A 15441-nucleotide genomic window follows, 5' to 3' on the forward strand; every position below is an offset into this window, starting at 1 on the left:
CCCGGCCCACCGCTGACGCGGCCCTGCCGCACGGGAAGCGGGGCCCGGACCAAGGCCGACAGCGGCCCTGCCGCGCCACCGGACGAACCTGGCCTACCGTTGACTTCCGCCTCTCGACGGGAGGGGCCGGCCCGACGACGCGCAGGAGACCTCGTGATCGAGCAACTCAAGTCGGCCCTCGACGAGACCGGCGCCGACTACCGCGAGGACGGCCCCCGCTCGGTCGTCGTCTCGCTCCCGGGGCGGCGCAAGCTCAACATCGCCTGCGGCCTGGTGGTCGAGGACCACGCCCTGCGCGTGGAGGCGTTCGTGGCCCGCCGGCCCGAGGAGAACCGCGAGGCGGTCTGGGCCGAACTGCTGCGGCGCAACGGGAAGCTCTACGCGGTGTCCTTCGCGACCGACGAGTCCGAGGACGTCCACCTGGTCGGGCGCCTCCCGTTCGCCGCCGTCACCGCCGACGAGCTCGACCGGGTCCTCGGCCAGGTCCTCGAAGCGGCCGACGAGACCTTCAACGTCATCCTCGAACTGGGCTTCAGGACCTCCATCGAGGAGGAATGGCGCTGGCGACTGGCCCGCGGCGAGTCCGTCAAGAACCTCGAGGCCTTCGCGCACCTCAAGCCGAACGACTGAGCCCGCCCCCTGCCCCGGCGCTCGTCGACCGCGACCGCCGGTCCGAAGGCGCCCCGGACCGCACCCGTTCCAGCAGGCGGGACGGCGGGGGCGACGCCCGCCACACCCGTCCGGCGACCGGGCGGCCGGACGGTCGGCGAGGCGGCAGGATAGGGGCATGACCTACACACTCGTGCTGCTTCGCCACGGCGAAAGCGAATGGAACGCCAAGAACCTGTTCACCGGGTGGGTCGACGCCAAGCTGTCGGCCGCCGGCGAGGACGAGGCCCGCCGCGGCGGGCGGCTGCTCGCCGAGGCCGACCTGCTCCCCGACGTCGTGCACACCTCGCTGCTGCGCCGCGCCATCAACACCGCCGAGCTCGCCCTCAGCGAGGCCGCCCGCTCCTGGATCCCCGTCAAGCGCTCCTGGCGCCTGAACGAGCGCCACTACGGCGCGCTCCAGGGCAAGGACAAGGCCCAGACGCTCGCCGAGTTCGGCGAGGAGCAGTTCATGACCTGGCGCCGCTCCTACGACACCCCGCCGCCGCCCATCGAGCCCGGATCGGAGTTCTCCCAGGACGGCGACCCCCGCTACCGCGCCCTCGCCCCCGAGGTCAACCCCAGCGCCGAGTGCCTCAAGGACGTCCTGGAGCGGATGCTCCCCTACTGGTACGACGGGATCGTCCCCGACCTGCGGGCCGGGCGGACCGTGCTGGTCGCCGCCCACGGCAACTCGCTGCGCGCCCTGGTCAAGCACCTCGACGGCGTCGGCGACGACGCGATCGTCGGACTGAACATCCCCACCGGGATGCCGCTGCGCTACGAGCTGGACGAGCGAACCCTCAAGCCGGTCGTCGCCGGCGGGGAGTACCTCGACCCCGAGACCGCGGCCAAGGCCGCCGCCGCCGTCGCGGCCCAGGGCAAGAAATAGCCCTGCCCGCCACCCAGGGTTAACGCGAGGTGACATGTGTAACGGCCCGGCGCTCGACGCCGGGCCGTTCCGCGCTTAGTCTGGGATCGTGGCCCACAACGAACCGTCGCCCAAGAGCCTGCGCAAGGGGGTCGGGCGCGTCCTCACCGGCCTCGCCGCCGGTGCCGCCTTCGGCGCCGCCGCGACCGCCCTCCTGCGGGTGCGTCACCGCGGAAGCCCCTCCCGTCCCGAGTCCCGCACCGCCCCCGTCGCCGACTCCCGCCCGTGGGAGGCCGCGACCGACCTGCTGCGCACCGGCGTGTGCCTGGTCGACGACCACAACCGCGTCCTCTACACCAACCGCGCCGCCCGCGACCTGGGCCTGGTGGACGACCACGAGATCGTCTCGCTGACGCTGCGGGCCCTGCTCGCGCAGGCGCGCCGCTCCGGGCGCTACCGCGACGCCGAGGTCGAGGTCCCCAAGCAGGTCATGGGCGAGCCGAGCGCCGTGAGCGTCCGGATCACGCCGATGGCCGACGGGATCTCCGTCGCCGAGTTCCAGGACATCTCCGAGCTGCACCGCGTCGAGCGGGTCCGCCGCGACTTCGTCGCGAACATCAGCCACGAGCTGAAGACCCCCGTGGGCGCCATGCAGATCCTCGCCGAGGCCCTCAAGGACGCCTCGGAGGACCCGGACGCGGCCGCGCGCTTCGCCACCCGCATCCAGTCCGAGTCGGTCCGCATGAACCACCTGGTCACCGACCTGTTGGAGCTCTCAAGGCTCCAAGGCGCGGAGAAGCTGCCCGACCCCGAGCCGGTCGAGGTCGACCGGATCGTCGCCGAGGCCTTCGACCAGACGCGGATATCGGCCGAGGAGAAGCACATCGAGCTGAAGTACACCGGCGTCGGCGGCGCCGAGGTGCTCGGTTCGGAGTCGCAGCTGGTGACCGCGGTGAAGAACCTCGTCGGCAACGCCATCTCCTATTCACCCGAGAACACGAGCGTGGAGGTCTCCACCTCCGTGCGCTCCCCCACCGGCCATCTGGCCGGGGTGCAGATGGTGTGCATCGCCGTCCGCGACCAGGGCATCGGCATTCCCGCCGAGGAGCTGGACCGGATCTTCGAGCGCTTCTACCGCGTGGACGCGGCCCGTTCGCGATCGACCGGCGGCACCGGCCTCGGCCTGGCGATCGTCAAGCACGTGGCGGTCAACCACGGGGGTAGGGTTGAAGTGTCCAGTATGCCCGAAGCTGGATCAGTGTTTACCTTGATGTTGCCTGCTCGTTCCCTTCCGTCCGACGCCATGGCACCGGACTCGGATGCAATCGGAACATAATCAGCAAGACGCCCGTCAGAAAGGTTCACTCGTGACCCGCGTGCTCGTAGTTGAAGACGAGGAATCGTTCTCCGATGCCCTCTCCTACATGCTCCGCAAGGAGGGCTTCGAGGTGGCCGTGGCCGCCGACGGCGACGCCGCCATCAAGGAGTACGAGCGCGCCGGTGCCGACGTGGTCCTGCTCGACCTGATGCTGCCCGAGAAGTCGGGCACCGAGGTCTGCCGAGAACTGCGGGCGAACTCGAACGTGCCGATCATCATGGTCACCGCCCGCGACTCCGAAGTGGACAAGGTGGTGGGCCTGGAGCTGGGCGCCGACGACTACATCACCAAGCCCTACTCCTCCCGCGAGCTCGTCGCCCGCATACGGGCCGTGCTGCGCCGCTCCGCCGAGCCCGACGACCCGATCGTCACGGTCCTGGAGGCCGGGCCGGTGCGCATGGACGTGGACCGCCACACCGTCACCGTCGGCGGGCAGGACGTGCAGCTGCCGCTCAAGGAGTTCGAGCTGCTGGAGATGCTGCTGCGCAACGCCGGGCGGGTCCTCACGCGCGGCCAGCTCATCGACCGCGTCTGGGGCGCCAACTACGTCGGCGACACCAAGACCCTCGACGTGCACGTCAAGCGCCTGCGCTCCAAGATCGAGCCCGAGCCGGGCAAGCCCCGCCACCTCGTCACCGTGCGCGGCCTCGGCTACAAGTTCGACCCCCACGCCTGAACCGCCGAGACCGCGAACGCCAGGAGACCGCATGACCGGCCACCTGGCGTTCATTTTTGTGATGACGCTTTCCGGACCAGATAGGCTGCATTCGTGACTCACCTTCCCGCGGACGACCGCTACGAGAACATGCAGTACCGACGCTCCGGCCGCAGCGGCCTGAAGCTGCCCGCGATCTCCCTCGGCCTGTGGCAGAACTTCGGCCACACCCGGCCGCTGGAGACCCAGCGGGCCATCATCCGCCGCGCCTTCGACCTGGGCGTCACCCACTTCGACCTGGCCAACAACTACGGCCCTCCCGGCGGCAGCGCCGAGCAGAACTTCGGCACCGTCCTCGCCGAGGACCTCAAGGCCCACCGCGACGAGATGGTCGTCTCCTCCAAGGCCGGGTACCACATGTGGCCCGGCCCCTACGGCGACCACGGCTCGCGCAAGTACCTCGTCTCCTCGCTCGACCAGTCCCTCCAGCGCATGGGCCTGGACTACGTCGACGTGTTCTACCACCACCGGCCCGACCCCGAGACCCCGCTCGAGGAGACCATGGGCGCCCTCGACGCGATCGTGCGCTCGGGCAAGGCCCTCTACGCCGGCGTCTCGAACTACAACGCCGAGCAGGTCAGGGCCGCCGCCGCGATCCTCAAGGATCTCGGCACGCCGCTGTTGATCGACCAGCCGTCCTACTCCATGTTCAACCGCTGGACCGAGCGCGACGGCCTGCTCGACGCGCTCGAGGAGGTCGGCGCCGGCTGCATCGTCTTCAGCCCGCTCGCCCAGGGGCTCCTGACCGACCGGTACCTCAAGGGCATCCCCGAGGACTCGCGCGTGCGCACCAGCGTCTTCCTCAACGAGGACGCCCTCGAGGCGGAGAAGATGGACCGCGTACGGGCCCTCAACGACATCGCGGCCGCCCGCGGCCAGTCCCTCGCGCAGACCGCCCTCGCCTGGGCCCTGCGCGACACCAGGATGACCAGCGTCATCATCGGCGCCAGCAGCGTCGCGCAGCTCGAGGACAACATCGGCGCGCTCGCGAACCTCGACTTCACCGACGAGGAGCTCGCCGCGATCGACGTCCACGCCGTCGGCTGAAAGGCGACAACGGTACGGATCGGTGGGATCCCGGAAGGACCACCGATCCGCGCCCCGGACGAGGTGCTCGCCTTCACCACCCGAGGGACGGCCAAGGGACCGTTGCGAGGCGGTACCTGGGTATGACACCGGAGCGCTCAAGATCCGCCCCGAGTCGGAAGTCCGGTCCGCCCCCGTTCACTACGATTCGTGGCATGAGCCCATCGACGACCACCCTTCGCCCGCCCCGGAACCGGTTCGATCCTCGCGCCAAGTCCTGGTGGCGTTGGCAGGAGATCATCACCACCGCCGTCCTCGTCGTCCCACTGGCGGTCCTCGGCATCCTCATCGCGCCCGCCCGCCCGTGGCTGCTCGGCCCGGCCGCCGTGATCCTCCTGATCGGCCTGGTTTCGGCGCTGGTCTCGCCGGTGTGGAAGCACCGCGTCCACCGCTGGGAGGTCACCGACACCGCGGTCTACGCCCTCACCGGATACTTCTGGCGCACTTGGCGAATCGCGCCGATGTCGCGCATCCAGACCGTCGACACCACGCAGGGCCCGCTGCAACGCTCATTCGGTCTGTCCACCGTGGTCGTGACCACCGCGTCCTCCGCCGGGGCCGTGAAACTCGAAGGGCTCGATCACGACGAGGCGTCGGCCCTGGCCGCGCGCCTCACCGAACTCACCGACGCCACCCCCGGGGACGCGACATGACCGACGAGCAGCCCGACACCGCAGCGCTCGACGGCAGCACCGGCACCGCCGAACTCGAAGACACCGAGAACCCTTGGCTGCGACTCCACCCCGACGTCCTCAAGGTCTCGGCCATATTCATCCTCGGCGCCATGATCGCGGCCGGCGTGCCGACCGCGATCGGCATCGCCTCGGGAACCTCGTGGCCCATCGCGCTGGCCTGGGTCGTACCCGGCGCGGCGCTGGTCATCGGCGCGGTGGTCCTCTCCGAGGTGATCCGCCTGCGCACCACCCGCTACCGCGTCACCGGCCTCCGGGTCGAGATGACCTCGGGCATCTGGTTCAAACGCCGACGTTCCCTCGCGCGCGAACGCATCCGCTCGGTCGACCTGGCCGCCAACCCGATTGAGCGGATCTTCGGCCTGACGAAGGTCAAGGTCGGCACCGGCGAGACCGGCGGCGGCACCGATTCGACGACCGAGCAGACCCTCACGCTCGACTCGGTCCACAAGACCGAGGCCGACCGCCTCCGCGCCGAACTCCTGCGCCGCAACGCGGTCGGGGCCGGGACCGAGGTCGGCCCCGACGGCGGGCAGCGACTCGCCACCTGGGAGCCGGGCTGGCTCAAGTACGCACCGCTGTCGTTCCTCACCCCGATGCTCGCGGGCGTCGTGATCGGCGCCGTCTTCCAGGTCGCCGATTGGTTCGGCAGGGGCGGCCTGCCCGTCGAGATCGTCGGCGACATGATCGAGGAGTACGGGGCCTGGACGGCGCTGGTCGTCGGTCTCGTCGCGTTCCTGATCATCGGCGCGGCCGGCAGCCTGCTCCTCCAAGGCGAGGCCTGGTGGAACCACCGCCTCGACCGCGAACCCGGCGGGACGCTCCGAGTGCAGCGCGGTCTCATGACCTTGCGCTCGCTCAGCCTCGAGGAGAAGCGCATCCGCGGCATCGAACTGGTCGAGCCGCTCGGCGTGCGCGCCGCGGGCGCGGGGCGCCTCGACGTCGTCGCCATCGGCCTCAAGACCGACCAGGAGGGCAGCGACCTGAGCACGCTCGTGCCCGCCGCGCCACTCGACACCACGCGGGCGGCCGCCGAAGCGGTGATCGGCCCGATCGCGACCGACCTGGCCCCGCATCCCAAGACCGCCTTGACAAGACGCCTCCGCTGGGCCGCGATCGCCGTCGTGGTCCTGGTCGCCGCGGCCGTGACGTGCCATCTGCTGTGGTCGCTCCCGGCCCTGCTGAGCGCGGCCATCATCCTTGCGGCCGGGGGGAGCTCGGTCTTCGCGGTGTGGACGGCCTTCGACGCGTACAAGTCACTCGGCCACGCGCGCACCCGCCGCCACCTGGTCTCGCGGCGCGGCAGCACCCGCCGCGCCACGGTCCACCTGGACCGCTCCGGGATCATCGGCTGGCGCATCACGCAGTCGGTGTTCCAGAAGCGCATGGGGCTCATGACCCTCGACGCGACCACCGCCGCGGGCAAGGGCCACTACGCGGTGATCGACGCCGACGAGCACGAGATCCTCGACTTCGCCGACGACGCGGTCCCGGACCTGCTGCGGCCGTTCCTGATCCGGGAAGGCGACTGACGCCCAGACCGGAGCGGTGCAGCGGACCGTCATCGGAACGACTGCAGCGCTTCGGTCGTCGGCGCCTTCTCGGCCCTGATGATCGCCTCGACCTCGCCCATCCGGTCCCAGGTGTTCACGCCCATGCCCGCGAGCACGCGCCCGTCCTTGGCCCAGAACGCGACGAACTCCAGGGACTCGACCGATCCGGACACCACGACCTCGTCGTAGGCGTCCGGTCCGGCGACGAACCCCGTGTACTCCATGCCCAGGTCGTACTGGTCGGTGAAGAAGTACGGGAGCTTGTCGTACGCCGTGTCGTCGCCGAGCATCGCCCTGGCCGCGTGGCGCCCCGAGTCGATCGCGGTCTGCCAGTGCTCGACGCGGACCGGGCGGCCGAAGCGCGGCGACGGGACCGAGGCGATGTCGCCGGCGGCCCAGATGTCGGCGCCGCTCGTGCGCAGCCTGCCGTCGACCGCGACGCCGCCGCCGAACTCCCTGCCCCGCAGCTCGAGTCCGGCCGCGACCGCGAGGCCCGTGTTCGGGGTCGCGCCCACGGCGAGCAGCACGAGGTCGGCGTCGACGCGCTCGCCGTCCTTCGTCTCGACGCCGACGGCGCGGCCCTCCTCGCCCAGGATCTTCGCGACCTGGGTGCGCCGCCGCAGGTCCACGCCGTGGTCGGTGTGGAGCTTGCCGAAGACCAGCCCCATCTCGGGTCCGAGGACGCGTTCGAGCGGCTGCGCGCCGAGCCCGAAGACGGTGACCTCGCGCCCCATCTGGCGCGCGGAGGCGGCGACCTCCATGCCGATCCAGCCGTCGCCGACTATCGCGACGCGCTCGGCCTCCTTCAACGCGGCGGCGAGGTGCTCGGACTGCTCGACGGTGCGCAGCAGGTGGACGCCGCGCAGGTCGGCGCCGGGGAACGGGAGGACGAGCGGGCTCGAACCGGTCGCCAGCAGGAGCTTCGCGTACTCCAGGGCCGTGCCGTCGGCGAGCGCGAGCCTCCTGGCCCCGGGGTCGAGTCCGGTGGCGGGGCTGCCGGTGCGCACGTCGGCGTGCCGGTCGTACCAGTCCTCGTCGACGGTGAACAGCGCGGAGCGGTCGGCCTCGCCGCGCAGGTAGTCCTTCGACAGGGGCGGGCGCTCGTAGGGCCGGTGCGCCTCCCCGGTGACGATGACGAGGTCGCCCTCGTAGCCCTCCTCGCGGAAGGTCTGAGCGGCTTTGGAGGCGGCGAGGCCGCCTCCGACGATGACGTGCGGTGCGCTACTCATGTACTTCTCCCGAAGCATCGGCGTGGCCGCTCACGGGCGCCTCCGTGGCTCATGGGCGGCGGGTCGGCCCCATTCTCCCGCTCCGCGGGCGGATCCGGGCGGTTCGACGGACCTCGGCCCGGATTCCCCGGGCGGCGGGCCCCAATCCTCGGCGCCCGGGTCCCGGGAGTTCCGGCGGCGGTCAGCTCCAGCCGCGGCGGATCGGGCGGGTCGACGGCGTCGGCTCCTCGTCTCTGGAGCGGTAGACCACGTAGGGCCTGAACAGGTACCAGACCGGGGCGCTGAAGGCGTGGACGAGCCTGGTGAACGGGAAGAGCGCGAACAGGGTCAGGCCGATGAGGGCGTGGAGTTTGAACGCGCCCGAGGCGGCGGTCATCGCGGCGACGTCGGGTTGCAGGTAGAAGACGCTGCGGAACCACGGCGAGACGGTCTCGCGGTAGTCGGTCTCGTGCCCGCCGGTGAGGCCCGCGACCGCCGAGAGCAGGGTCGTGGCGAGTCCGGCGAGGATCGCCGCGACCAGGACCAGGTACATGACCTTGTCGTTGACGGTGGTGGCGCTGAAGACCGGCCCGTTGGTGCGCCGCCGCCAGATGAGCAGGGCGATGCCGCCGAGGGTGGTCACGCCCGCGACGGCGCCCAGGGACAGGGCGGTCACGTGGTACATGCCGTCGGTGATGCCGACCGCGTCGGTCCAGGTCTCGGGGATGAGCAGGCCGACCACGTGGCCGACGATCACCACGAGGAGTCCGAAGTGGAACACCGGGCTGGCGATGCGCAGCAGCCGCGACTCGTAGAGCTGCGAGGACCTGGTGGTCCAGCCGAACCTGTCGTAGCGGTAGCGCCAGACCGTGCCGCCGATGAGCACGGCGAGCACCACGTACGGCAGTGCGCCCCAGAGCAGGTAGTCGAGCGTCGTCGGGCTCATCACCCGCCCCCCATGGTGACCGGCATGCCGAGCGGCACCGCGCCGTTCCCGGGACCGCCGTTCGGAGTCCTGCCGTACGGGTCGAGGCCTACGTCCTCGACGGGCGGTCCGGCGGCGGCGATGCGGGCGGCCTCGCGGCGGGCTTGGTCGGGGGGCGGGAGGGTTGCGGCCACGGCGTCGAGGACAGCGGCGTAAGGGCTGGCGCAGTCGTGGAGCGCGGCCCGGAGCAGTTCGATCCCGGGCTGGAACTCCTCGAGCAGTCGCCGCCCCTGCTCGCGGTCGCCTCGCGCGGCGAATTCGAGGACGACGCCGAGGTGGTCGGGCAGTTCGCCGTCGCCTCGGCGTCCGCCGATGCGCCATCCGCAGGCGGCGTAGACCGCTTTGACGCGGGCGAGCGCGTGGCCGCGTCGCCTGGTGTCCCCGTCGGTGTAGTAGGTGAGGTGGAGTGCCCTGCGGCGCTTGAGGTCGAAGGTGCGGACGTAGTGGGCTCCTTGGTCGAGTTCGGATGTCGCCGCCGCGTAGTCGCAGAACGCGGCGAGCGCGGTGCGGGCCGGGCCCGCGGGCAGCTCTTCGACGGCCGCGCGCACCAGCGGGACGCGCTCGCGTGCGGGGCGGTCGGGGTAGCACAGCAGGACGGCGGCGGCCTGGCGGATGACGGCGTGGTCGTTCACTTCGACTCCCCGTGCCCTCGGAGGTGCCCGCCGTCCCGGGTGTTCCGGCGCGCCTCCGGTTCCGGGCCGTCCTGCCGGTCCGGGCTGTTCTTCTGGTCCGGTCCCGGGCTGTTCTTCTGGTCCCGTCCCGGGCTGTTCTTCTGGTCCCGTTCCGGGAACAACCCGGGCGGGCGGCCGTTGCCATCCCAGTTGAGGAGGTTGAACCGGCGCGCCGGGCCCGAACGGCCGTCGCTGGTCTGGCGGTCGCGCAGGGCGTGGAAGGTCTCGACGCTGGCGGGCTGCGGCCGTCCCGAGGCCTCGCCGAACGGCGCCTCGCCGCCCATGCCGCCCATGCCCGGTCCGCCCTCGAAGTCGAGCGAGCAGCCGATCTCGTCGATGACGCCGCGGTCGGCCTCGTCGACCCCGTACGCCGTCGGGATCACGTACCGGTCGTCGTACTTCGCGAGCGCCAGCAGCCGGTACATCCGCTCGATGTCGGCCCCGGTCATGCCGGCCGCCGTCGCGATCGACTCGTCCGGCTCCTCGCCGAGATTGATGCGCCGCATGTAGGAGCGCATCGCCGCGAGCTTCCCGAGCACGTCCTTCACCGGCCCGGGGTCGCCGGCGGTGAACAGCTCGGCGAGGTACTCGACCGGGATGCGCAGCGTGTCGATCGCGGCGAACAGGTTCCCGGCGTCCTCGCCGTCGTGGCCGGACTCGCTCAGCGCGTCGACCACCGGCGACAGCGGCGGGATGTACCAGACCATCGGCATGGTCCGGTACTCCGGATGCAGCGGCAGCGCCACGCGGAACCGCTTGGCCAGCAGATGGATCGGGGACCGGCGCGCCGACGCCACCCAGCGCTCGGGGATGCCGTCGCGGATCGCGGCGGCCTGGACCTCGGGGTCGTCGGGGTCGAGGAAGACGTCGAGCTGCGCCTCGTAGAGGTCCTTCTCGTCCTTGACGGCGGCCGCCCTGCCGACCCGTTCGACGTCGTAGAGGATCACGCCGAGGTACCGCAGGCGCCCCACGCAGGTCTCGGAGCACACGGTGGGCATGCCGACCTCGACGCGCGGGTAGCAGAGCGTGCACTTCTCGGCCTTGCCGGTCTTGTGGTTGAAGTAGACCTTCTTGTAGGGGCAGCCGGTGACGCACATGCGCCAGCCCCGGCACTTGTCCTGGTCGACCAGGACGATGCCGTCCTCGGCGCGCTTGTACATCGCGCCGGAGGGGCACGCGGCGACGCAGGAGGGGTTGAGGCAGTGCTCGCAGATGCGCGGCAGGTAGAACATGAACGCCTGCTCGTAGTCGAACCTGACCTTGTCGCCGATCTTCTGCACGATCGGGTCGTTCGCGGCCAGCTCCTCGCCGCCGGCGAGGTCGTCGTCCCAGTTGGCGCTCCACTTGATCTGCATCGGTTCGCCGGAGATGAGCGAGCGCGGCCGGGCCCCGGGTATGTCGTCGCCGAGCGGCGCGGACACCAGGTGCTCGTAGTCGTACGTCCAGGGCTCGTAGTAGTCCTGGATGGACGGCATCTTGGGGTTGGCGAAGATCGTGGCGAGCTTCTTGAGGCGTCCGCCCGCGCGGGGCTTGAGCCTCCCTGTGGCCGTGCGCTTCCAGCCGCCCTGCCAGCGCTCCTGGTCCTCGTGCCGCCTCGGGTAGCCCTGTCCGGGCCGGGTCTCGACGTTGTTGAACCACACGTACTCGACGCCGGAGCGGTTGGTCCACGCCTGTTTGCAGGTGACCGAGCAGGTGTGGCATCCGATGCACTTGTCGAGGTTCATGACCATCGCGACCTGCGCCATGACCTTGCCGATGCGCTGCGCCATCAGTACCGGACCTCCGTGGTTCGCTTGCGCACGACGGTGACCTCGTCGCGCTGGTTGCCGGTGGGCCCGATGTAGTTGAAGGCGTATGAGAACTGGGCGTATCCGCCGATGAGGTGGGTGGGTTTGACGAGCAGGCGCGTGAGGGAGTTGTGGATGCCGCCCCGCTTGCCGGTGGTCTCGGTCTTCGGGACGTCGACCACGCGTTCCTGCGCGTGGTACATGTAGACGGTCCCTTGCGGCATCCGGTGGGAGACGACGAGTCGGGCGGCGACGACGCCGTTGCGGTTCACGGCCTCGACCCAGTCGTTGTCCTTGGCGCCGATGGCCTCGGCGTCCTGGGGGCTCATCCAGATGTTGGGGCCGCCGCGCGAGAGCGTGAGCATGAGCAGGTTGTCCTGGTACTCGGAGTGGATGGACCACTTGGAGTGCGGCGTGAGGTACCGGACGGCGACGGCCTTCTCCCCGCTGGGCCCGATCTCGGGTTCGCCGAACAGGGCGTGCATGTTGAGCGGCGGCCGGTAGATCGGCAGGGCCTCGCCGAATTCGTGCATCCAGTCGTGGTCGACGTAGCAGTGCATGCGCCCGGTGAGGGTGTGCCAGGGCTTGTCGTGCTCGACGTTGATGGTGAAGGGCGAGTAGCGCCGGTCGTGCGCCTCCTTGCCGGACCATTCGGGGCTGGCGCCGACGGGGGTGGGCGCGTGCTGGGTGTCGGAGAAGACGACGCGGCGTTCGGCGGTGCCGTGGATCAGTTCGGAGAAGTCGGTGCCGACGCGTTCGGCCAGGCGCGTGAAGCCCTGCGAGGCGAGGCGGCCGTTGCTGGTGCCGGAGAGCGCGAGGATCATCTCGCAGGCTTTGACGTCGGTGTCGAGGAGGGGCCGGCCGGCGGCGGGGCCGTCGTTCGCGATGCCGTTGCGCTGGGCGAGCCAGCCGATCTCGACGTCGGGTGTGAACGAGACGCCTTTGACGGGCAGGCCTTTGGTCTCGGCGAGCGGGCCGAGGGCGGCCATTTTGGCGGCGACGGCGGGGTAGTCGCGTTCGACGCTGATGATCGCGGGCATGGTCTTGCCCGGGATCGGTTGCACGCCTTCGGCTTTCCAGTCGGGTGCGATGCCGCCCGGTTGGGCGAGTTCGCCGGGGGTGTCGTGCTGGTGCGGTGCGGCGACGAGGTCGGTGGCGACGCCGAGGTGGTCTTCGGCGAGTGCGGAGAACCGCTGCGCGAGCAGGTGGAAGGCCTCGAAGTCGGTGCGGGCCTGCCAGGGCGGGTCGATCGCGGGCGAGAAGGCGTGGACGAACGGGTGCATGTCGGTGGTGGAGAGGTCGTGCTTCTCGTACCAGGTGGCGGCCGGGAGCACGATGTCGGACAGCAGCGTGGTGCTGGTCATGCGGAAGTCGAGCGAGAGCAGCAGATCGAGTTTCCCCTGGGGCGCCCGGCCGTGCCAGGTGACGTCCTCGGGGCGGTCGTCGGGCCCGGCCTCACCGCCCTGCACGGAGTTCTGGGTGCCGAGGAGATGTTTGAGGAAGTACTCGTCGCCTTTGGCGGAGGAGCCGAAGAGGTTCGCGCGCCAGACGGTGAGGACGCGGGGCCAGTTCTCGGGCGCGTCGGGGTCTTCGGCGGCGAAGCGCAGTTCTCCGGAGGCGAGTTCGTCCACGATGTACCGGCCGGGTTCCTTCCCGGCCTCCTTCGCCTCCTGCGCCAGGAGGAGCGGGTTGCGGTCGAAGGTCGGGTAGGACGGCATCCAGCCCATGCGGGCGGAGGCCGCGACGAGGTCGGCGGTGTGCACGGAGGCGAGCCGGCCGGGCCCGGTGGCGGAGGTGAGCGCGTCGGACTTGTAGGTGTCGTAGCGCCACTGGTCGGTGTGGAGGTACCAGTACGGGGTGGCGGCCATGAAGCGGGCGGGCCGGGTCCAGTCCATCGCCGAGGCGTATGCGGCCCAGCCGGTCTGGGTGCGGCACTTCTCCTGGCCGACGTAGTGGGCCCAGCCGCCGCCGTTCTTGCCCTGGCATCCGGTGAGCAGCAGCAGGGTGAGGAACGCGCGGTACATGGTGTCGCCGTGAAACCACTGGTTGGTGCCCGCGCCGAGCACGATCATGGCCCGGCCGCCGGAGTCGCGCGCGGTGGCGGCGAACTCGCGGGCGATGCGGACGGTCCGCTCGGCCTTCACGGAGGTGACGGCCTCGGCCCATGCGGGCGTGCACGGCTGGGAGGCGTCGTCGTATCCGGTGGGCCACTGCCCGGGCAGGCCCGGGCGGGCGACCCCGTACTGGGCGAGCAGCAGGTCGAAGACGGTGGTGACGGTGCGGCCCTCGACGGTGCGGACGGGCACGCCGCGCAGGATCGAGTCGCCGCTGCGCCCTCCGGTGCCGGCACCGCCGTCGGGACCGCCGCCGCCGTCGAAGCCGGCGCTGTCGAAGCGCGGCAGGTCGATCGCGACCGCGTCGCAGCCCTCCCCGTACAGGCTCAGCTGCGGGACCGCGCCGCGCAGGTCGAGGTTCCAGCGGCCCGGGTTGTCCTCGTCCCAGCGGTGCCCGAGGGTCCCGTGCGGGGCGACGGCCTCGCCGGTGCGCTCGTCGAGGAACACCGGCTTCCACTCCGCGAACGGCTCGTCCCCCGCGAGCGCGTCGCGGCGCAGGAACTTGCCGGGCACGAGCCGCCCGTCCCGCGCCTCGATCTCGACCAGGAACGGCAGGTCGGTGTACTTGCGCACGTAGGCGTCGAAGGGCTCGGTGCGGTGCTTCACGAAGTGCTCGCGGAGGATCACGTGGCCCATCGCCATGGCGAGCGCGCCGTCGGTGCCCGGGTGCGGGGCGAGCCATTCGTCGGCGAACTTGGCGGCGTCGTTGTAGTCGGGGGCGACGGTGACGACCTTCTGGCCCCGGTAGCGGGCCTCGGCCATCCAGTGCGCGTCGGGCGTGCGCGTGACCGGCACGTTCGAGCCCCACAGCATCAGGTACGCGGCGTCCCACCAGTCCCCCGACTCGGGGACGTCGGTCTGGTCGCCGAAGACCTGCGGGCTGGCGACCGGCAGGTCCGCGTACCAGTCGTAGAACGACAGCATGGAGCCGCCGAGGAGGTTCACGAACCGCGCGCCGACGCCGTGCGAGACCTGCGACATCGCCGGGATCGGGCTGAACCCCGCGATCCGGTCGGGCCCGTAGGCGCCGATGGTGTGGACGTGGGCGGCGGCGGCGATCTCGACCGCCTCGTCCCAGCCGATGCGCACGAGCCCGCCCTTGCCGCGCGCGGACTGGTAGCGGCGGCGCTTGTCGGGGTCGGTGGTGATCTCGGCCCAGGCCGCGACCGGGTCGCCCAGCCGGGCCTTGGCCTCGCGGAACATCTCGATGAGGACGCCGCGCCCGTACGGGTAGCGCACGCGCGTGGGCGAGTAGGTGTACCAGGAGAACGCCGCGCCCCTCGGGCAGCCGCGCGGCTCGTACTCGGGCCGGTCGGGCCCCACGGACGGGTAGTCGGTCGCCTGGGTCTCCCAGGTGATGATGCCGTCCTTGACGTAGACGTTCCACGAGCACGACCCGGTGCAGTTGACGCCGTGCGTGGAGCGGACGACCTTGTCGTGGCTCCAGCGGTCGCGGTAGAACACGTCCCCTTCGCGCCCGCCGTCCTTGAAGACGGCCCGCAGGTCGCCGGTGGCCTCGGTGCGGGTGAGGAAGACGCCGGTGCGCAGCAGCACGTCGGCCGCCCCGGAGGAGGTCCGGTCCGTGTCCGTCATGGTGCCCGTTCCCTTCGCGTGGCGGCCCGTGCATGGGGGGAGTCCGCTGCTCAGATTAGGTCTTTGGACCCGGCAAAGAGGACTAATCGGCATACTGTCCGCGGACCCTGCACCTGTGCCGGGCCGATGCGGCCCGGGCC

12 protein-coding genes are annotated in these 15441 nt (G+C 71.1%); 7 read left to right on the forward strand and 5 right to left on the reverse strand.

What is annotated here, in order from left to right; translation table 11 throughout:
• Positions 1 to 153: 153 nt before the first annotated feature.
• From BLQ63_RS24510 to BLQ63_RS24540, 7 genes are all read left to right on the forward strand, one after another.
• Entirely contained in the window at positions 154 to 630 is a 477-nt protein-coding gene (locus BLQ63_RS24510) for a type III secretion system chaperone family protein (RefSeq protein ID WP_091040168.1), read from the forward strand.
• Positions 631 to 787: 157 nt separating this feature from the next.
• Positions 788 to 1540 carry a phosphoglyceromutase gene (locus BLQ63_RS24515; RefSeq protein WP_091040169.1) on the forward strand — a complete coding sequence of 251 codons (753 nt, stop codon included), beginning with the start codon at positions 788 to 790 and terminating at the stop codon, positions 1538 to 1540.
• 88 nt (positions 1541 to 1628) lie between these two features.
• Complete coding sequence (locus BLQ63_RS24520) at positions 1629 to 2855, forward strand: sensor histidine kinase (protein WP_091040170.1); 1227 nt, start codon at positions 1629 to 1631, stop codon at positions 2853 to 2855.
• Positions 2856 to 2886: 31 nt separating this feature from the next.
• Entirely contained in the window at positions 2887 to 3573 is a 687-nt protein-coding gene (locus tag BLQ63_RS24525) for a response regulator transcription factor (protein ID WP_030162216.1), read from the forward strand.
• A 93-nt stretch (positions 3574 to 3666) separates the two neighbouring features.
• Positions 3667 to 4659, forward strand: a complete 993-nt coding sequence (gene mgrA / locus BLQ63_RS24530) for an L-glyceraldehyde 3-phosphate reductase (RefSeq protein WP_091040171.1) — start codon at positions 3667 to 3669, stop codon at positions 4657 to 4659.
• Between the two features lie 194 nt (positions 4660 to 4853).
• Positions 4854 to 5351, forward strand: coding sequence for a PH domain-containing protein (locus BLQ63_RS24535; protein WP_091040172.1), 498 nt, complete (start codon positions 4854 to 4856; stop codon positions 5349 to 5351).
• A complete protein-coding gene (locus BLQ63_RS24540; protein ID WP_091040173.1) occupies positions 5348 to 6922 on the forward strand; it encodes a PH domain-containing protein in 1575 nt (524 codons plus the stop codon). The genes BLQ63_RS24535 and BLQ63_RS24540 overlap by 4 nt, the downstream gene beginning before the upstream one ends.
• A gap of 29 nt (positions 6923 to 6951) precedes the next feature.
• Here the strand turns inward: BLQ63_RS24540 and BLQ63_RS24545 are convergent, their stop codons facing one another.
• The 5 genes from BLQ63_RS24545 to BLQ63_RS24565 form a co-directional block, all read right to left on the reverse strand.
• On the reverse strand, positions 6952 to 8172 hold the full coding sequence (locus tag BLQ63_RS24545; RefSeq protein WP_091040215.1) for an NAD(P)/FAD-dependent oxidoreductase: 1221 nt from the start codon (positions 8170 to 8172) through the stop codon (positions 6952 to 6954).
• A 181-nt stretch (positions 8173 to 8353) separates the two neighbouring features.
• Entirely contained in the window at positions 8354 to 9097 is a 744-nt protein-coding gene (narI, locus tag BLQ63_RS24550) for a respiratory nitrate reductase subunit gamma (RefSeq protein ID WP_091040174.1), read from the reverse strand.
• Entirely contained in the window at positions 9097 to 9768 is a 672-nt protein-coding gene (gene narJ / locus BLQ63_RS24555) for a nitrate reductase molybdenum cofactor assembly chaperone (protein ID WP_091040175.1), read from the reverse strand. Before narJ ends, narI begins: the two co-directional genes overlap by 1 nt.
• Entirely contained in the window at positions 9765 to 11576 is a 1812-nt protein-coding gene (narH, locus tag BLQ63_RS24560) for a nitrate reductase subunit beta (protein ID WP_091040176.1), read from the reverse strand. Before narH ends, narJ begins: the two co-directional genes overlap by 4 nt.
• Positions 11576 to 15301 carry a nitrate reductase subunit alpha gene (locus BLQ63_RS24565; RefSeq protein WP_091040177.1) on the reverse strand — a complete coding sequence of 1242 codons (3726 nt, stop codon included), beginning with the start codon at positions 15299 to 15301 and terminating at the stop codon, positions 11576 to 11578. The genes narH and BLQ63_RS24565 overlap by 1 nt, the downstream gene beginning before the upstream one ends.
• Positions 15302 to 15441 lie beyond the last annotated feature (140 nt).

This window comes from Glycomyces harbinensis (assembly GCF_900101745.1).
Taxonomy (GTDB): Bacteria; Actinomycetota; Actinomycetes; order Mycobacteriales; family Micromonosporaceae; genus Glycomyces; species Glycomyces harbinensis.

Excerpts from the sequence above, each read along its gene's own strand:
- BLQ63_RS24545 (WP_091040215.1), bottom strand. The coding sequence starts at position 8,172 with ATGAGTAGCGCACCGCACGTCATCGTCGGAGGCGGCCTCGCCGCCTCC.
- narH (WP_091040176.1), bottom strand. The coding sequence starts at position 11,576 with ATGGCGCAGCGCATCGGCAAGGTCATGGCGCAGGTCGCGATGGTCATG.
- BLQ63_RS24540 (WP_091040173.1), top strand. The coding sequence starts at position 5,348 with ATGACCGACGAGCAGCCCGACACCGCAGCGCTCGACGGCAGCACCGGC.
- narI (WP_091040174.1), bottom strand. The coding sequence starts at position 9,097 with ATGAGCCCGACGACGCTCGACTACCTGCTCTGGGGCGCACTGCCGTAC.
- BLQ63_RS24535 (WP_091040172.1), top strand. The coding sequence starts at position 4,854 with ATGAGCCCATCGACGACCACCCTTCGCCCGCCCCGGAACCGGTTCGAT.
- BLQ63_RS24565 (WP_091040177.1), bottom strand. The coding sequence starts at position 15,301 with ATGACGGACACGGACCGGACCTCCTCCGGGGCGGCCGACGTGCTGCTG.
- BLQ63_RS24515 (WP_091040169.1), top strand. The coding sequence starts at position 788 with ATGACCTACACACTCGTGCTGCTTCGCCACGGCGAAAGCGAATGGAAC.